This window comes from Pseudomonas sp. DWP3-1-3b3 (assembly GCF_049896305.1).
In the GTDB taxonomy this organism is placed as follows: domain Bacteria; phylum Pseudomonadota; class Gammaproteobacteria; order Pseudomonadales; family Pseudomonadaceae; genus Aquipseudomonas; species Aquipseudomonas azotoformans_A.
On the sequence record NZ_JAFCUA010000001.1, the window covers coordinates 796,828 to 813,094 of the forward strand.

The following is a 16,267-nucleotide window of genomic DNA, read 5'->3' on the forward strand; positions in this document are numbered from 1 at the left end:
AACATTAATGTTCGAATTCCAAGACGAAAAAATCGCGAGGCCAGCCGATGAACCCTTCCACCTTGCCTGCTCCACCGCTTGCCGAAGTCTATGACGTTGCCGTTATCGGTGGCGGGATCAATGGCGTCGGCATTGCAGCAGACGCAGCCGGTCGCGGGTTGTCGGTATTCCTTTGCGAAAAGGACGACCTGGCCAGCCACACCTCGTCCGCCAGCAGCAAGCTGATCCACGGCGGCCTGCGCTACCTCGAACATTACGAATTCCGTCTGGTGCGCGAGGCCCTGGCCGAGCGTGAAGTATTGCTGGCCAAGGCCCCGCATATCGTCAAGCAAATGCGCTTCGTATTGCCGCATCGCCCGCACCTGCGCCCGGCGTGGATGATCCGCGCCGGTCTGTTCCTGTATGACAACCTTGGCAAGCGCGAAAAACTCGCCGGCTCGAAAAGCCTCAAGTTCGGCGCCGACAGCCCGCTGAAAAGCGAAATCACCAAAGGCTTCGAATACTCCGACTGCTGGGTGGATGACGCCCGCCTCGTCGTGCTGAACGCCATGGCCGCCCGTGAAAAAGGCGCGCACATCCACACCCAGACCCGTTGCATCAGCGCCCACCGCAGCAACGGCATGTGGGAAATGAACATGGAACGCGCCGATGGCAGCCTGTTCTCGATCCGTGCCCGTGCCCTGGTAAACGCCGCAGGCCCATGGGTCGCCAAGTTCATCAGGGACGACCTGAAGCTGGATTCGCCTTACGGCATCCGCTTGATCCAGGGCAGCCACCTGATCGTGCCGAAACTCTACGAAGGCGCCCACGCGCACATCCTGCAGAACGAAGACCAGCGCATTGTCTTCACCATCCCGTACCTGAACCACCTGACCATCATCGGCACCACCGACCGCGAATACACCGGTGACCCGGCTGCCGTTGCGATCACCGAAGGTGAAACGGACTACATGCTCAAAGTGGTCAATGCGCATTTCAAAAAGCAGTTGAGCCGCGACGACATCGTCCACACCTACTCCGGCGTGCGCCCACTGTGCAATGATGAATCGGACAACCCGTCGGCCATCACCCGCGACTACACCCTGGCGTTGTCCGGCGGCAAGGGCGAAGCGCCGATCCTGTCGGTGTTTGGCGGCAAGCTGACCACGTATCGCAAACTCGCTGAATCAGCGATGGCACAACTGGCGCCGTATTTCACCCAGATGCGCCCAAGCTGGACCGCCAAGGCCAGCCTTCCGGGCGGCGAAGACATGACCACGCCGCAAGCCCTGGCCGAGGCCATCCGCAACAAATTCGACTGGGTGCCGAGCGAGATCGCGCGCCGCTGGTCCACCACCTACGGCAGCCGTACCTGGCGCCTGCTGGAAGGCGTGCAGTCGCTGGCGGACCTGGGTGAGCACTTGGGCGGTGGCTTGTACACCCGCGAGGTGGATTACCTGTGCACCGAGGAATGGGCGACTCAACCTCAGGACGTGCTGTGGCGTCGCACCAAGCTGGGTCTGTTCACCACCCCGGAAGAACAGGCCAACGTGCAGCGCTACCTGACCACCGTTGAGCAGAACCGCAGCAAGATCGAAGCTGCCTGACGGACCGGTACTACAAAAGCCCCTGCGCCGAAAGGTTCAGGGGCTTTTTTTCGCATTCGGTTTTCCGAACACCACAGTGCCATCCATTCGGTTTGCCGGACTTCAGGCCTGGAAAAACGCCGTCATATAAAGTTAATAACCTTATAAATCATTGAGTTAACCTTTTATAGCGAGCCTGGCACGACTCATGCTCTACACTCTTGGACGATTGCCTGGGACGCCTCAGGAGCCGTCACGGGCATTCGCTGTACAAGAGAGCCGTTTAGCCGGCTTCATAAAAAAAACAAATGTCGAGGAAGTATTGATGCGCATCGTTCCCCATATTCTGGGCGCAGCTATCGCTGCTGCTCTGATCAGCACTCCAGTTTTCGCCGCCGAACTCACCGGCACGCTGAAGAAGATCAACGACTCCGGCACCATCACTCTCGCTCACCGCGACAGCTCCATTCCGTTTTCCTACATCGCGGATGGTTCGGGCAAACCTGTGGGCTACTCCCACGACATTCAGTTGGCCGTCGTCGAGCAACTGAAAAAAGACCTGAACAAACCCGACCTGAAGGCCAAGTACAACCTGGTCACTTCGCAAACCCGTATTCCGCTGATCCAGAACGGCACCGCCGACCTCGAATGCGGTTCCACCACCAACAACGCCGAACGCGCCCAGCAAGTTGATTTCACCGTCAACATCTTCGAAATCGGCACCCGCCTGCTGGTCAAAAAAGACAAGGATGGGAAGCCGTCCTACGCTGACTTCGCTGACCTGAAAGGCAAGAACGTCGTGACCACCGCTGGCACCACGTCCGAGCGCATCATCAAAGCGATGAACGCCGACAAGCAAATGGGCATGAACGTCATCTCCGCCAAAGACCACGGCGAATCCTTCCAGATGCTGGAAAGCGGCCGCGCCGTAGCGTTCATGATGGACGACGCCCTGCTGGCCGGTGAAGAAGCCAAGGCCAAGAAGCCGGACGACTGGGTCATCACCGGTACTCCGCAATCTTTCGAAGCCTACGCGTGCATGGTGCGTAAAGACGACCCAGCCTTCAAGAAAGCCGTCGATGACGCCATCGTTGCCCTGTACAAATCCGGCGAAATCAACAAGATCTACAGCAAGTGGTTCGAGAGCCCGATCCCACCAAAAGGCCTGAACCTGAACTTCCCGATGAGCGACAAGGTGAAGGAGCTGATCGCCAACCCAAGCGACAAGCCAGCGCCTGACGTAAAAATCTGATACCTGACTAAGCTTATCTCCTGAGGGAGCCAACCCTCCCTCAGGCGTCTGTTACTACCTGCTGGCTTTATTTTGGAACACTCGACCTGGCGGTTTTCGAGCCGATCGCGTGTGCCTGACGTTCACCGTCAGGCGGGAAAGGATCTTCCCCAAGCGGGTGCTTGTACATCGATCGATCTCGAGGGGAGACCCTAATGAATTACAACTGGGACTGGGGCGTGTTCTTCAAGTCCACTGGCGTGGGCAGCGAGACTTATCTCGACTGGTACATCGCCGGCTTGGGCTGGACCATCGCCATCGCTGTCGTGGCATGGATTATCGCCTTGCTGCTGGGGTCCATTCTGGGCGTCATGCGCACCGTGCCAAACCGCATCGTATCGGGCATCGCGACCTGCTACGTGGAACTGTTTCGTAACGTGCCGCTGCTGGTTCAGCTATTCATCTGGTACTTCCTGGTACCCGACATGCTGCCGCAGAACCTGCAGGACTGGTACAAACAAGACCTCAACCCGACCACCTCGGCCTACCTGAGCGTTGTCGTGTGCCTGGGCCTGTTCACCGCCGCCCGTGTGTGTGAGCAAGTGCGTACCGGCATCCAGGCGCTGCCACGTGGCCAGGAATCCGCTGCGCGCGCCATGGGCTTCAAGCTGCCGCAGATCTACTGGAACGTGCTGCTGCCACAGGCCTACCGGATCATCATTCCGCCGCTCACCTCGGAGTTCCTCAACGTCTTCAAGAACTCCTCCGTGGCGTCCTTGATCGGCCTGATGGAACTGCTGGCGCAAACCAAACAGACCGCCGAGTTCTCGGCCAACCTGTTTGAAGCCTTCACCCTGGCCACGCTGATCTACTTCACCCTGAACATGAGCCTGATGCTGCTCATGCGCCTGGTCGAGAAGAAAGTCGCAGTGCCCGGCCTGATCTCCGTGGGGGGTAAATAATGGACTTCGATTTCAGCGGCATCATCCCCGCTATCCCAGGCCTGTGGAACGGCATGGTCATGACCTTGCAGTTGATGGTCATGGGCGTGGTCGGCGGCATTGCGCTGGGGACGGTCCTGGCGCTGATGCGCCTGTCGTCCAGCAAACTGCTGTCACGCGTGGCCGGCGCTTACGTGAACTACTTCCGCTCGATCCCGCTGCTGCTGGTGATCACCTGGTTCTACCTGGCGGTGCCGTTCGTGTTGCGCTGGATCACCGGCGAAGACACGCCGATCGGTGCGTTCACTTCCTGCGTCGTGGCCTTCATGATGTTCGAAGCCGCGTACTTCTGTGAAATCGTACGGGCCGGCGTGCAGTCGATCCCCAAAGGCCAGATGGCGGCGGCACAGGCGATGGGCATGACCTATGGCCAGACCATGCGCCTGATCATCCTGCCCCAGGCGTTCCGCAAGATGACCCCGTTGCTGCTGCAACAGTCGATCATCCTGTTCCAGGACACCTCGCTGGTCTACACCGTGGGCCTGGTGGACTTCCTCAACTCCGCCCGCTCCAACGGCGACATCATCGGCCGCTCCAACGAGTTCCTGATCTTTGCCGGTGTCGTCTACTTCATCATCAGCTTTTCCGCCTCGCTGCTGGTCAAGCGTCTGCAAAAAAGGTTTGCCGTATGATCTCTATCAAGAACATCAACAAGTGGTATGGCGACTTCCAGGTGCTGACCGATTGCAGCACCGAGGTTAAAAAAGGCGAAGTGATCGTGGTGTGCGGGCCGTCCGGCTCGGGTAAATCCACCCTGATCAAGTGCGTCAACGCGCTGGAACCGTTCCAGAAGGGCGACATCGTGGTCGACGGCACCTCCATCGCCGACCCGAAGACCAACCTTCCGAAACTGCGCTCGCGCGTGGGCATGGTGTTCCAGCACTTCGAGCTGTTCCCGCACCTGACCATCACTGAGAACCTGACCATCGCGCAGATCAAGGTGCTAGGCCGCAGCAAGGAAGAAGCCACCAAGAAAGGCCTGCAACTGCTCGACCGCGTAGGCCTGTCGGCACATGCCCACAAGCACCCTGGCCAACTCTCCGGTGGTCAGCAACAACGTGTCGCAATTGCCCGCGCCCTGGCCATGGACCCGATCGTCATGCTGTTCGATGAACCGACCTCGGCGCTGGACCCGGAAATGGTCAACGAAGTGCTCGACGTGATGGTGCAACTGGCCCACGAAGGCATGACCATGATGTGCGTGACCCACGAAATGGGCTTCGCCCGTAAAGTGGCCGACCGCGTGATCTTCATGGACGCCGGCAAGATCATCGAAGACTGCCCGAAAGAAGAGTTCTTCGGCGACATCAGCGCCCGCTCTGAACGCGCGCAGCACTTCCTTGAGAAAATCCTGCAGCACTAAGCACTGCCCAAATGTGGTGAAGGGCCCAATCCCCTTCACCACAACTGGTTGACCCAAGGCATCTGTGATGAAATGCGACCCCAACCAATTTCGCGCCGCACCGCCATCACTTGCCGTGAAACCACGTCTGATCCGCCAACTGTTCCTGCCGCCGTTGATCATCGCCCTGATGATCGGCCTGGGTTATATCGGCTTCTGGGTCAGCGAGTACTACGGCATCCGCACCCTCAGCGATACCGGCGAACGCCAGCTGGAGCTGCATGCCCGCACCGTCGAAAGTGAACTGAGCAAATACACCTACCTGCCGAGCCTTCTGGAATTGGAATCCAGCGTCTCCACGCTGCTGGCCGATCCGAACCAGGAAACCCGCAAGACCGTCAACGATTACCTCGAAGGCCTGAACCGACGCAGTCGCAGTCGGGCCATCTATGTGATGGACACCACCGGCCGCGTACTGGCCACCAGTAACTGGCGCGATGCCGACAGTTACCAGGGTGAAGACCTGTCCTTCCGTGCCTATTTCCAGAACGCCGTACGCGGCCAGCCTGGCCGTTTCTATGGCATCGGCAGCACCAACGGCGAACCCGGCTACTACCTGGCCCACGGCCTCGAAGAGCACGGCAAGATCATCGGCGTCGCCGTGGTCAAGGTGCGCCTCGAAGCCCTGGAAGAACGCTGGCAACGCGCGCGCCTCGAAGCCTTTGTGAGCGACGAGAACGGCATCATCATCCTCTCCAGCGACCCGGCCCGCCGCCTCAAGGCCGTGCGCCCGCTGAGCGATGACACCAAGGAACGCCTGGCCCACAGCCTGCAATATTACTGGGCGACGTTGAACGAGCTGGAACCCCTGGCCCGCGAGCGCCTCAACGAGGGCACCGAGAAACTGACCTTCCCGGCCAACAGCGAAGTGGTCAACGACGAGCACGAAGTCAGCTACCTGGCGCAAACCCGCCCGCTGAATGACACACCGTGGAATTTCACCTTGCTCACGCCGCTCAACGACTTGCGCCGCGCCGCGATCAACCAGGGCATTTTGGTCGCTGTCGCGTTTGGCCTGGTGGCGTTTTTGCTGATCGCCTGGAACGAGCGGCGCAAGGTCATCGCCACCCGCCTCGCCGCCCGTGAAGCCCTTCAGGAAGCCAACAGCCAGTTGGAACGACGGATCGCCGAGCGCACCGCCGACCTGCGCGCCAGCAACGAACGGCTCAAGGGCCAGATCCGCGAACGACGCCAGGCCGAAGAGACGCTGCGCCGCGCCCAGGATGAGCTGGTGCAGGCCGGCAAACTGGCGGCCATCGGCCAGATGTCCACCAGCATCGCCCACGAATTGAACCAGCCACTGGCGGCGCTGCGCACCTTGTCCGGCAATACCGTGCGCTTCCTGGAGCGCGGTGCCCTGGACACCGCCAGCGCCAACCTCAAGACCATCAACGAACTGATCGACCGCATGGGCCGCATCACCGCCAGCCTGCGTTCCTTCGCCCGACGTGGCGATGACCAGGGCGAGGCCAGCCTGGCCAAAGCGGTCGACGCGGCTTTCCAGGTACTCGGCGCACGCCTGGACAGCCTGCCGCTGACCCTGCACCGCGACTTTTCCCCCGCCCAATTGCAAATCGACCAGACGCGCCTGGAGCAGATCCTGGTCAACCTGATCGGCAATGCCCTTGACGCCATGCAGGCCCAACCCGCACCCGAGCTGTGGCTGGAAGGCAGCAGCAGCGAGGGCAAATACCGCCTGCACGTGCGTGATAATGGCCACGGTATCGACGCCGAGGCGCGCAAGCATTTGTTTGAACCGTTCTTCACCACCAAGCCCGGCGAGCAAGGCCTGGGCCTGGGCCTGACGCTGTCCGCCAGCCTCGCGGCGGCCACCGGCGGCAACCTTGCCGTGGAGCACCCGGCCAGTGGTGGAACGGCCTTTGTCTTGTGCCTGCCGTTGGCGGGCGCTCAAAAAGCTGAGTCGACATGAATACAGACGCTAAAGCCATCAAAGACGAGCTCACCGTGCTGATCGTCGAAGACGATCCCCATGTGCTGCTCGGCTGCCAGCAGGCGCTGGCCCTGGAAGACATTCCCAGCGTCGGCGTGGGCAGCGCTGAAGAAGCGTTGAAGCGCATCGGCGAGAACTTCGCCGGCATCGTGATCAGCGACATCCGCTTGCCAGGCATTGACGGCCTGGAGCTGCTCACCCGCCTCAAGGCCCTGGATAAGAGCCTGCCAGTGGTGCTGATCACCGGGCATGGCGATATCTCCATGGCCGTCGGCGCCATGCGCAACGGCGCCTATGACTTCATGGAAAAACCCTTCTCCCCCGAACGCCTGGTCGACGTGGCGCGCCGCGCCCTGGAGCAGCGCGGGCTGGCGCGGGAAGTCTGGTCGTTGCGCCGCCAACTGGCCGAGCGCGATTCACTGGAAGGCCGCATCATCGGCCGCTCGCCGGCCATGCAGAACCTGCGCGAGCTGATCGCCAATGTGGCCGACACCTCGGCCAACGTGCTGATCGAAGGCGAGACCGGCACCGGCAAGGAACTCGTCGCGCGCTGCCTGCATGATTTCAGCCGGCGTCACGCCCACCAGTTCGTCGCCCTGAACTGCGGCGGCCTGCCAGAGAACCTGTTCGAAAGCGAGATTTTCGGCCACGAAGCCAACGCTTTCACCGGTGCAGGCAAACGTCGCATCGGCAAGATCGAACACGCTCACGAAGGCACGCTGTTCCTCGATGAAGTGGAAAGCATGCCGATCAACCTGCAGATCAAACTGCTGCGGGTGTTGCAGGAGCGCACCCTGGAGCGCCTGGGTTCGAACCAGAGCGTGGCGGTGGATTGCCGCGTGATCGCCGCCACCAAGTCGGACCTTGATGAACTGAGCCGTGCCAATCAGTTCCGCAGCGATTTGTACTACCGCCTCAACGTAGTGACCCTGGAACTACCGCCATTGCGCGAGCGCCGTGAAGACATCCTGCAGCTGTTCGAACACTTCCTGCAGCAGTCGTCGCTGCGTTTTGACCGCAGTGTGCCAGAGCTGGACAACCAGACCCTGTCGAGCCTGATGAGCCACGACTGGCCGGGCAACGTGCGTGAACTGCGCAACGTCGCCGAACGCTTCGCCCTCGGCCTGCCGGCGTTCAAGAAAAGCGGCGCCAGCAGCGGCAGCCAGGGCCTGGCCTTCACCGAAGCGGTGGAAGCCTTCGAACGCAACCTGCTCAACGATGCCTTGCAACGCAGCGGCGGCAACCTGACCCAGGCCAGCCAGGAACTGGGGATGGCCAAGACCACACTGTTCGACAAAGTCAAAAAATACGGGTTGAGCCACTGATGGATCTGCTATTAAAAGCCGCCCTGGGCGCGGCCGTGGTATTGATTCTGGCCGCGCTGGCCAAGACCAGGAATTACTACATCGCAGGCTTGGTGCCGCTGTTTCCGACCTTTGCCTTGATCGCCCACTACATCGTTGGCAAAGGCCGTTCGGTGGACGACTTGAAGACGACGATCCTGTTCGGGATGTGGTCGATCATTCCGTACTTTGTGTACTTGGCGACGTTGTATGTGATGGTCGATCGGATGCGGTTGGAGGCTTCGTTAGCTGTGGCCGCAGTCGCATGGCTAATAGCCGCGACGGTGTTGGTGAGCGTCTGGGTCCGTCTACACGCCTGACACAACTCGGTCAAAAACTGTGGGAGCTGGCTTGCCTGCGATAGCGGTATGTCAGTGCCAAATGAGCTGACTGATACACAGCTATCGCAGGCAAGCCAGCTCCCACATTTGGATTGAGGTGTATCAGACAGGTCAGCGGACTATTTTGTCGACCTGAATCCCCAGCTTCTTCAGGCGATACCAGAAGCTGCGCTCCGAAATCCCGATCTTCGCTGCCGCCGCCGCCTGCACGCCGTTGCTCTCCTGCAACGCCGCGAGTATGTAGGCCTTCTCCACCTCCGCCAGCGCCGCATCCAGGTCCTGGGGAATGCCCGGTCCATCGCTGAGGATCGCCGTCACACCGTCCTCGCTTGGCTGGGAAGCAAACAGGTAACCCGGCAAGTCGATGTCCTCAATCACCGGCGACGCCGCCACGATGGTCGCGCGCTCCACGCAGTTTTGCAGTTCTCGGATATTGCCTGGCCAGTGATACGCCGCCATGGCCTGCAACGCCTCCGGGCTGAAGCCGGTGATGCGTTTACCCGCTGTAGCGCTGAGGGTCTGGGCGAAGTGGCGGGCCAAGGGGGCGATGTCTTCCACCCGTTCGCGCAAGGACGGCAGGGGAATCGGGAACACGTTGAGGCGGTAGTACAGGTCTTCGCGAAATTCCTTGTTGGCCACCGCTTCCAGCAGGTTCTTGTTGGTGGCAGCGATCACGCGCACATCGACCTTGCGTTCGCGGGGATCGCCCACCGGTTCGATCACCCGTTCCTGCAACGCGCGCAGGATCTTGGCCTGCAACGCCAGGGGCATGTCGCCCACTTCATCGAGAAACAGCGTGCCCTTGTCGGCCTGTTGGAAGCGCCCTACCCGGTCAGCCACGGCGCCAGTAAACGCGCCTTTGCGATGGCCGAACATTTCGCTTTCCAGCAACCCTTCCGGAATGGCCGCGCAATTGACCGCCACGAAGGGTTTGTCGGCGCGGCTGCCATGCTTGTGGATGGCACGGGCAACCATTTCCTTGCCGGTGCCGCTTTCGCCGGTCAGCAGGATGGTGGCGCTGCTGTCGCGCACCGAGTCCACCGCTTGCAGCACTTTGCGAAACGCCGGGCTGTCGCCCACCAGGCTGTCGAACTGGGCGTGTTCGTCCAGCTCGGCACGCATGCGTGCGTTGTCGCGCATGATGTCGCGAAATTGCAGGGCCTTGGCCACAGTGATGTCCAGCTCGTCGATATCGAACGGCTTGGCGATGTAGTCGTAGGCGCCGTTGCGCATCGACTGCACGGCGTTTTTCACCGTGCTGTAGGCGGTCATCACGATCACCGGCACATGGGGATAGCGCACCTTGATCTCGGCCAGCAGCGCCGGCCCGTCCATGCCCGGCATGCGCCAGTCGCTGATCACCAGGTCGATGTCTTCCTGCTCCAGCACCTTGAGCGCGTGCAAGCCGTTGCCGGCGACAAACACCTGCACGTCGTTCTGGCCCAGGGCCGAGGCCAACAGGTCGCAGAGCTTGGGTTCGTCGTCGACTACCAGAATGTTATGCGTCATGACTGTCCTCGTCGTCTTCGCCACTCGCCGGAATGTACAGGCTGAAGGTGGCGCCGGCATCTTTCTCACTGGCACATTCGATGCTGCCGTCGTGACTTTCCATGATCGAATAGACTTTGGCCAGGCCCAATCCGGTGCCCGACGCCTTGGTGGTGACAAATGGCGTGAAGATGCGCTCGATCATATCCGCCGGAATGCCTTGGCCGGTGTCGGTGATACTGATCAGCGTGTTCTCGCCTTCCGTGCGAATGCCCAGGGTCAGGCGCCCGCCTTCGGGCATCGCGTCGATGGCGTTGAGGATCAGGTTGAGGCACGCCTGCTTGAGCTGCTTGGCATCCGCGTAAATTGTCGCTCCGGGTGCCTGGTCGTCGATGTGCGCGTCGATGTTATGGGTGGCCAGTTCCGGCGCGCAGAAGCCGAGGATTTCTTCCACCAACGGGAGCGCCGGCAGCAACACGCGCAACGGCGGGTTGGGCTTGGCAAAGTCGAGGAATTCGGTGATCAGGTCGTTGATGCGGCTGACCTCGCTGACCACGTATTCCAGATGGCGCTTGTCGGTTTCCGCCAGGTCGGCGCGGCGGTGCAGCAGCTGCGTCGCCGTCTTGATGATGCCCAGCGGGTTGCGAATCTCATGGGCCAGGCCCATGGCGACTTCGCCCAGGGCATGCAGGCGATCACGTCGACGCAGCTGAGCTTCAAGGTGATGCAACTCGCCAAGCCGTTCGGTCATGTGGTTGAAGGTGCTGCTCAACTGCGCCAGTTCGTCGCCACCGCTGACCACCACGCGGTGCGCATAATCGCCGGAAATCACTGCGCTTACGCCCTGGGAAAGGTCCCGCAGCGGCTTGGTCAGACGCCTCGACACCAACACCCCGGCGGCCAGCGACAGCGCCGAACTGAGCAGGAAGATCAGTACAAACAGATTGCTCTGGTTTACCAGCCCCACCAGGCTGGTATGGCGCAGCAGGCCGCTGAAGATCACACCTTGCAGCTCACCGGCGTCGTTGAAGATCGGCCAGTACAACCCGCTGTAGTTGTTGGTGAACTGCTCGCTCGGCTGCTTGGTGCTGCGCATGGCGATTTCGACGTTCTTGGGGATGCGCGACGGGTGATCTTCAAAGCGTTGGGTCGAGAAAATCTCTGAGAAGCCATTGGGGTTGGCCAGGTACAGGCGCAGGTCGAGGGAATGCACATCGGCCACGCTGGTGAGGAAACTGCTGTCCAGGTAAGTGGCGACCAACAGCAGGTAATCGACACCGTCTTGGGTGGTTTCAAAAGTCGACACCACAACGCCCGTGCTCACCCCGGCCACCTGCACGGTCTGCAACACCGCGTTGCTGGTCAGGCTGATCTGCTTGACGATGTCGTCAGAGGCGGTGCTGAACACCAGCTTGTGGTCGCTCATGCGGATCAGCGCCACCACGTCGATGTCGGTGGCGTCGGCAATGTCGGCGGTCAGGCGGTCGTGCTTGGCGGCTTGCCGGCTCGACGGCGGGCTGGTGTAGCGCAGGAACAGCTTGGCCATGCGCGCGTTGTCGTGAAGGATGTCGCCGATCTCATCCTTGACGATCTTGGTCGACTCCTGCAGCCAGATGCGCACGTTGCTGTCGAAGATCTGCGACAGCGTGGTAGCCGCCAGTTCGGCGGCGATCATGGTGGGGATCACGCTGACCAACCAGAACGCCAGCACCAGCTTGCGCTGGACGCTCCAGCGCGAAATGGCAAAGGGGCGGGCTTTCTGGCGGGTCTTGGTGATCATCAGGTTTCGCTTATCGCAGCAGCCATGGCAGGGTCGGAACGATCCGGTCGAATAAACAGTTTTACAAGCTTGAGCAGGCCGTTGACCAGCCGGTTGCGGTGGCGGAAAAACACGCTGTTGCCCTGGAACTCGCAGCCCAGGCGCAGCTTACTGGCATACCCGGCCTGGCCGCACTCATACACGGCAATATTGTGTTGAATACAGTAGTCGACATTGGTCAGCCAGCTACGGAAGTACAGGTTGTAGTCACGGGTGAATTCCACGTCATGCCCGAAAAACTTGTCCACCAGCCGGTGCTCGTCCACCAGGATCAGGTTGAACGCCACCAGTTGCTCGTCCACCCAGTAAAGAACACAGACCGCCCGCTCATCAAGGCGTTCGAGCACACCGGTGAAGTAGCCGGCGGGCAGCCGCTCGAACTGCAACTCGGCACGGGTGAGCGTGGCCTCGTACAGGCGCATGACCTCGGGCAGCACGTCGTCGATATTGCGCCGCCACTCCACCCGTGGCCCCGGCGCGCGCAGTTTGCGGCGCAGGTCCTTGCGCGTGGATTTGCCCAGGGACCCCAGGTAGGCGTCCACCGAGCCGTAGGGCAGCGGCAACACGCCCGTGGGCAAGCTCGGCATGCTCTGGAAGCCCGCCGCACGGCAACTTTCGACCCAGTGCGGGTCTTTGCTCGGTGCGTCCTTGACCGCCACCAGGCCGATACCGAAATCATCGGCATCCTGGCGCGCGGCTTCCAGCAGGTGCTTGAGCAACAGTGGGCGGCGTGTATCCGCCACACTGCTGGCAAAACCAACGTCGCAGCGCTCCGCCACCGGGGAGCCGAGGGCATACAGGCCCAGTTGCAAAAGCCCCGGCCACAGTCGTTCCACACGCTCGGTCAAGCGTTTGCCGGCGCCCGACACCGTGGTATCGAGGCGATAATGGGTGATGAACGCGGCCGCCACAGCCACCAGCGTTCCGTCTTCGTAAACCGCCAGGTAACGCCACTGAAAATCATCAATAGCGGCGTTTTCCACGGCGACGTAATAGTCCCAGTCCTCCAGGGCACCCGGGAAACAGTCGTTCCAGGCACTGCGCTGGAGGGCCCGGATGGTCGGGAAGGCTTGGGCGGTAATCACAAGGGTTTCCTTAAGGCTCAAGCCCGCTGTCGATAATCTTGGGGGGCCGGAATGGACTCGGCATGCTGCCCGACAAACTCCGCGCTCAACTCGATCACCCGGCGGTATTGCAAGTCGACGGTGATCATGTGGTAGCAGTTGTCCAGCAGGATCTTGGTCACCGGGCCACCGAGGTGGCGTTCCACATAGTCAGCGTTCCAACGGCTGGTGATGTCATCCTCGATGGAGTGCAACACCAACGCCGGCACCTTGACCTGCGGCATGCGCTTCTTGACCACGGCGTTCATCCGGTGCAACTCGCGCACGGTGATGCCCTCCATGGTCAGCAAGCCCGCCTCGCTACTCTCGCCCTCCTTCATTTGCCGCTCGACGATGCCGCGCAGGCGTTCATTCTTGATGCCGTACGGCGGCTTCTCTTCGAAGCGGCAGATGTGCACGCCGAAGGGAATTTTCATCAGCAACGGCGTGAGGAACGCCAGCTTGTTGATGCTCCAACCGTCGTACTTCAGGGTGGTGGAATACATCAGCAGCCCAGCGACTTGCCCAGGATGCTCGGCGGCCACGTACATCGACATCACCGCGCCCATGGACAAACCACCGACAAACACCTGTTCATGGCGCTGTTTTACACCAACGAATGTCTTGCGCACGCCTTCGTACCAGTCGCGCCAGCCGGTGGCTTGCAGGTCGCTGTTGTCCCCGCAGTGCCCGGCCAGGGTGGGCACGTACACCGTGCAATTGCCCACCTTGGCCAGGCCCTTGGCGACCTGGCGCAATTCCGTCGGGGTGCCGGTCAGGCCGTGGATCAACAGGATCCCGACCGGACCATCACCGAGAACGAAGCCGGCAGTACCTTCACCGAGGTCGATCTCTGCCGTTTTCACCGGTTGGTCGCCCGCACCAGCAGTTGCTCAAGCAGCTTCAGGCCCAGTTCGATTTCCGGGTAGCTGATTTCCAGCGACGGTGCCAGGGTGATCACGTTTTTGTAGTAACCGCCCACGTCGAGGATCAGGCCGAGTTTCTGACCGTCCACCACCATGTCGCCCTTCATGCCTTCTTCGACCATGTAGTCCAGGGTCGCCTTGTCCGGCGTAAAACCATCCGGGCCGCAGATTTCGCAGCGCAGGGCCAGGCCCAGGCCGTCGACGTCACCGATGATCGGGAAACGTTTCTGCAGGTCTTGCAGGCCTTCGAGGAAGAACTTGCCCTTGGCCATGACCATCGCGCCGTAGTCGACTTCGTTGGTCATCTTGAACATTTCCAGGCCTACCGCCGTGCCCAATGGGTTGGAGGCGAAGGTGGAGTGAGTCGAACCTGGCGGGAAGATCTTCGGGTTGATCAACTCTTCACGGGCCCAGATGCCGCCCAATGGGTTGAGGCCGTTGGTCAGCGCCTTGCCGAAGACGATCACGTCCGGTTGCACGTCGAAGTGCTCGATCGACCACAGTTTGCCGGTGCGGTAGAAGCCCATCTGGATCTCGTCGGAGACCATCAGAATGCCGTGCTGATCCAGCACGTGCTTCAGCTCACGATAGAAGTTCATCGGCGGGATCACGTAGCCGCCGGTGCCCTGGATCGGCTCGACGTAGAACGCAGCGTATTCGCTGGAACCGACTTTCGGGTCCCACACACCGTTGTATTCGGTCTCGAACAGGCGGGCGAATTGCTGCACGCAGTGGCTGCCGTACTCTTCCTTGGTCATGCCTTTAGGGCCACGGAAGTGATACGGGAACGGGATGAACTGCGCGCGCTCGCCGAAGTGGCCGTAACGGCGACGGTAGCGGTAGCTGGAGGTGATCGACGAAGCGCCGAGGGTACGCCCGTGGTAGCCGCCTTCGAAGGCGAACATCAGGCTCTTGCCGTTGGTGGCGTTACGCACCACCTTCAGGGAGTCTTCGATGGACTGCGAACCGCCGACGTTGAAGTGCACGCGACCGTCGAGGCCGAACTTCTTCTTGGCGTCGACCGCGATCATTTCCGACAGCTCGATCTTGCCCTTGTGCAGGTACTGGCTGGCGATCTGCGGCAGGGTGTCGATCTGCTGTTTCAGCGCATTGTTGAGGCGCGGGTTGGCGTAGCCGAAGTTGACCGCCGAGTACCACATTTGCAGGTCGAGGTAGGCCTGGTCTTCGGTGTCCCACACGTAGGAGCCTTCGCAACGGCTGAAAATGCGCGGCGGCTCGATGTAGTGGACGGTGTCGCCGTAGGAGCAGTATTTGGCTTCTTTATCCAGAAGGATCTGGTCTTCGGCGGTAGCGATACGGATATCAGACATGGTGGAAGAGTTCCTGATTGTCAGCAGCAGTAAAGGAGGTGGCGTTGGCGGCAATGCCTTGTGGCAGTCGGGCCAGCAACGCAGGCAGTTCGGCAAAGGTGTCGAAACGTGCGTGAGGAATGTTGTTGGCTTCGCAGTACTTGGCGAGGCTGCCCTTGGCAAACACGAAGTCGGCGGTGGACGCCACGCACATGTCGGACTTGCCGTCGCCGATCACCAGCACGCGCTTGTTGCGCGGCGTGGACTTGCACTTGCAGTTGCCGGAGGCGGCGCGGCAGGCATCGCTGGAATACGGGAAGTCGATGCGCCAGCTGTTCTGGTCGACCTGGCGCAGGCGGTTGGCGAGGATCGGCAGCAAGGTCACGTAGTTGCGCGACAGGATCCGCGCAATGCCCTGCTCGATGCCGTCGCTGACCACTTCGATGGTTGCGCCCATGCCCATGACGTGGTCGACGAAATCCGGGAAGTCCGGGTCAATCTCGACGCTGTCGAAATACGCCAGCAATTCGGAAGGCGTCGCCTTGATCAGCGCCAGTTGGCGGCTCAGGCATTCGCGTGAACCGATATGCCCATCCAGCCATTCCTGTTCGATGGTTTCCCACTCGGGGCCGGCGAAGCGTTGGAGGACGTTGTCGATGACATCGGTGGGGGTAATGGTCCCGTCGAAGTCACACACGATATGCCAGTGGATCATCGTTGTTTACCTTGGAGGAGCGCGCTGTATGCGCTTGCAACAAGGGGTAGAGCAGGGAGTGTGCCAACTGGC

General features: G+C 60.9%; 14 protein-coding genes. 8 read left to right on the forward strand and 6 right to left on the reverse strand.

Going from position 1 to position 16,267, the window contains the following annotated elements:
• Window positions 1–47 precede the first annotated feature (47 nt).
• The 8 genes from glpD (at window position 48) to ACP7BX_RS04000 (ending at window position 8,813) form a co-directional block, all read left to right on the forward strand.
• Window positions 48–1,586, forward strand: a complete 1,539-nt coding sequence (glpD, locus tag ACP7BX_RS03965) for a glycerol-3-phosphate dehydrogenase (RefSeq protein WP_426128408.1) — start codon at window positions 48–50, stop codon at window positions 1,584–1,586.
• A 304-nt stretch (window positions 1,587–1,890) separates the two neighbouring features.
• A complete protein-coding gene (locus ACP7BX_RS03970) occupies window positions 1,891–2,817 on the forward strand; it encodes a glutamate/aspartate ABC transporter substrate-binding protein (RefSeq protein ID WP_010212760.1) in 927 nt (308 codons plus the stop codon).
• A gap of 194 nt (window positions 2,818–3,011) precedes the next feature.
• Window positions 3,012–3,758, forward strand: a complete 747-nt coding sequence (locus tag ACP7BX_RS03975) for an amino acid ABC transporter permease (RefSeq protein WP_010212762.1) — start codon at window positions 3,012–3,014, stop codon at window positions 3,756–3,758.
• Entirely contained in the window at window positions 3,758–4,429 is a 672-nt protein-coding gene (locus ACP7BX_RS03980) for an amino acid ABC transporter permease (protein WP_010212763.1), read from the forward strand. Before ACP7BX_RS03975 ends, ACP7BX_RS03980 begins: the two co-directional genes overlap by 1 nt.
• Window positions 4,426–5,160 (forward strand): amino acid ABC transporter ATP-binding protein, encoded by a 735-nt coding sequence (locus ACP7BX_RS03985; RefSeq protein ID WP_003188952.1) that lies wholly within the window; start codon window positions 4,426–4,428, stop codon window positions 5,158–5,160. Before ACP7BX_RS03980 ends, ACP7BX_RS03985 begins: the two co-directional genes overlap by 4 nt.
• A gap of 67 nt (window positions 5,161–5,227) precedes the next feature.
• The gene (locus tag ACP7BX_RS03990) at window positions 5,228–7,129 is read left to right on the forward strand and encodes a sensor histidine kinase (protein WP_038847830.1); all 1,902 of its coding nucleotides are present in this window, start codon (window positions 5,228–5,230) and stop codon (window positions 7,127–7,129) included.
• A complete protein-coding gene (locus tag ACP7BX_RS03995) occupies window positions 7,126–8,475 on the forward strand; it encodes a sigma-54-dependent transcriptional regulator (RefSeq protein WP_016977477.1) in 1,350 nt (449 codons plus the stop codon). Before ACP7BX_RS03990 ends, ACP7BX_RS03995 begins: the two co-directional genes overlap by 4 nt.
• Window positions 8,475–8,813 (forward strand): GlpM family protein, encoded by a 339-nt coding sequence (locus ACP7BX_RS04000; protein ID WP_426128405.1) that lies wholly within the window; start codon window positions 8,475–8,477, stop codon window positions 8,811–8,813. The genes ACP7BX_RS03995 and ACP7BX_RS04000 overlap by 1 nt, the downstream gene beginning before the upstream one ends.
• A gap of 132 nt (window positions 8,814–8,945) precedes the next feature.
• On the opposite strand, the gene ACP7BX_RS04005 is transcribed toward ACP7BX_RS04000, so the two are convergent.
• From ACP7BX_RS04005 to ACP7BX_RS04030, 6 genes are read right to left on the reverse strand one after another with little or no spacing between them, the layout of a single operon-like run.
• Window positions 8,946–10,343 (reverse strand): sigma-54-dependent transcriptional regulator, encoded by a 1,398-nt coding sequence (locus ACP7BX_RS04005; RefSeq protein WP_426128403.1) that lies wholly within the window; start codon window positions 10,341–10,343, stop codon window positions 8,946–8,948.
• Window positions 10,333–12,102 carry a sensor histidine kinase gene (locus ACP7BX_RS04010; RefSeq protein ID WP_177110981.1) on the reverse strand — a complete coding sequence of 590 codons (1,770 nt, stop codon included), beginning with the start codon at window positions 12,100–12,102 and terminating at the stop codon, window positions 10,333–10,335. Before ACP7BX_RS04010 ends, ACP7BX_RS04005 begins: the two co-directional genes overlap by 11 nt.
• Window positions 12,102–13,226: a GNAT family N-acetyltransferase gene (locus ACP7BX_RS04015; RefSeq protein ID WP_033896399.1), complete on the reverse strand. Its 1,125-nt coding sequence runs from the start codon at window positions 13,224–13,226 to the stop codon at window positions 12,102–12,104. The genes ACP7BX_RS04010 and ACP7BX_RS04015 overlap by 1 nt, the downstream gene beginning before the upstream one ends.
• A 17-nt stretch (window positions 13,227–13,243) precedes the next feature.
• Complete coding sequence (locus ACP7BX_RS04020) at window positions 13,244–14,110, reverse strand: alpha/beta hydrolase (RefSeq protein ID WP_033896398.1); 867 nt, start codon at window positions 14,108–14,110, stop codon at window positions 13,244–13,246.
• Window positions 14,107–15,501, reverse strand: a complete 1,395-nt coding sequence (locus tag ACP7BX_RS04025; RefSeq protein WP_016977483.1) for an aspartate aminotransferase family protein — start codon at window positions 15,499–15,501, stop codon at window positions 14,107–14,109. Before ACP7BX_RS04025 ends, ACP7BX_RS04020 begins: the two co-directional genes overlap by 4 nt.
• Window positions 15,494–16,195 carry an MtnX-like HAD-IB family phosphatase gene (locus ACP7BX_RS04030; protein ID WP_426128399.1) on the reverse strand — a complete coding sequence of 234 codons (702 nt, stop codon included), beginning with the start codon at window positions 16,193–16,195 and terminating at the stop codon, window positions 15,494–15,496. Before ACP7BX_RS04030 ends, ACP7BX_RS04025 begins: the two co-directional genes overlap by 8 nt.
• Between the last annotated feature and the right edge of the window lie 72 nt (window positions 16,196–16,267).

Coding starts and splice junctions, on each gene's coding strand:
- ACP7BX_RS04025 (WP_016977483.1), bottom strand. CDS start 15,501: ATGTCTGATATCCGTATCGCTACCGCCGAAGACCAGATCCTTCTGGAT.
- ACP7BX_RS04005 (WP_426128403.1), bottom strand. CDS start 10,343: ATGACGCATAACATTCTGGTAGTCGACGACGAACCCAAGCTCTGCGAC.
- glpD (WP_426128408.1), top strand. CDS start 48: ATGAACCCTTCCACCTTGCCTGCTCCACCGCTTGCCGAAGTCTATGAC.
- ACP7BX_RS04010 (WP_177110981.1), bottom strand. CDS start 12,102: ATGATCACCAAGACCCGCCAGAAAGCCCGCCCCTTTGCCATTTCGCGC.
- ACP7BX_RS03970 (WP_010212760.1), top strand. CDS start 1,891: ATGCGCATCGTTCCCCATATTCTGGGCGCAGCTATCGCTGCTGCTCTG.
- ACP7BX_RS03980 (WP_010212763.1), top strand. CDS start 3,758: ATGGACTTCGATTTCAGCGGCATCATCCCCGCTATCCCAGGCCTGTGG.
- ACP7BX_RS03975 (WP_010212762.1), top strand. CDS start 3,012: ATGAATTACAACTGGGACTGGGGCGTGTTCTTCAAGTCCACTGGCGTG.
- ACP7BX_RS03985 (WP_003188952.1), top strand. CDS start 4,426: ATGATCTCTATCAAGAACATCAACAAGTGGTATGGCGACTTCCAGGTG.
- ACP7BX_RS04000 (WP_426128405.1), top strand. CDS start 8,475: ATGGATCTGCTATTAAAAGCCGCCCTGGGCGCGGCCGTGGTATTGATT.
- ACP7BX_RS04030 (WP_426128399.1), bottom strand. CDS start 16,195: ATGATCCACTGGCATATCGTGTGTGACTTCGACGGGACCATTACCCCC.
- ACP7BX_RS03995 (WP_016977477.1), top strand. CDS start 7,126: ATGAATACAGACGCTAAAGCCATCAAAGACGAGCTCACCGTGCTGATC.
- ACP7BX_RS03990 (WP_038847830.1), top strand. CDS start 5,228: ATGAAATGCGACCCCAACCAATTTCGCGCCGCACCGCCATCACTTGCC.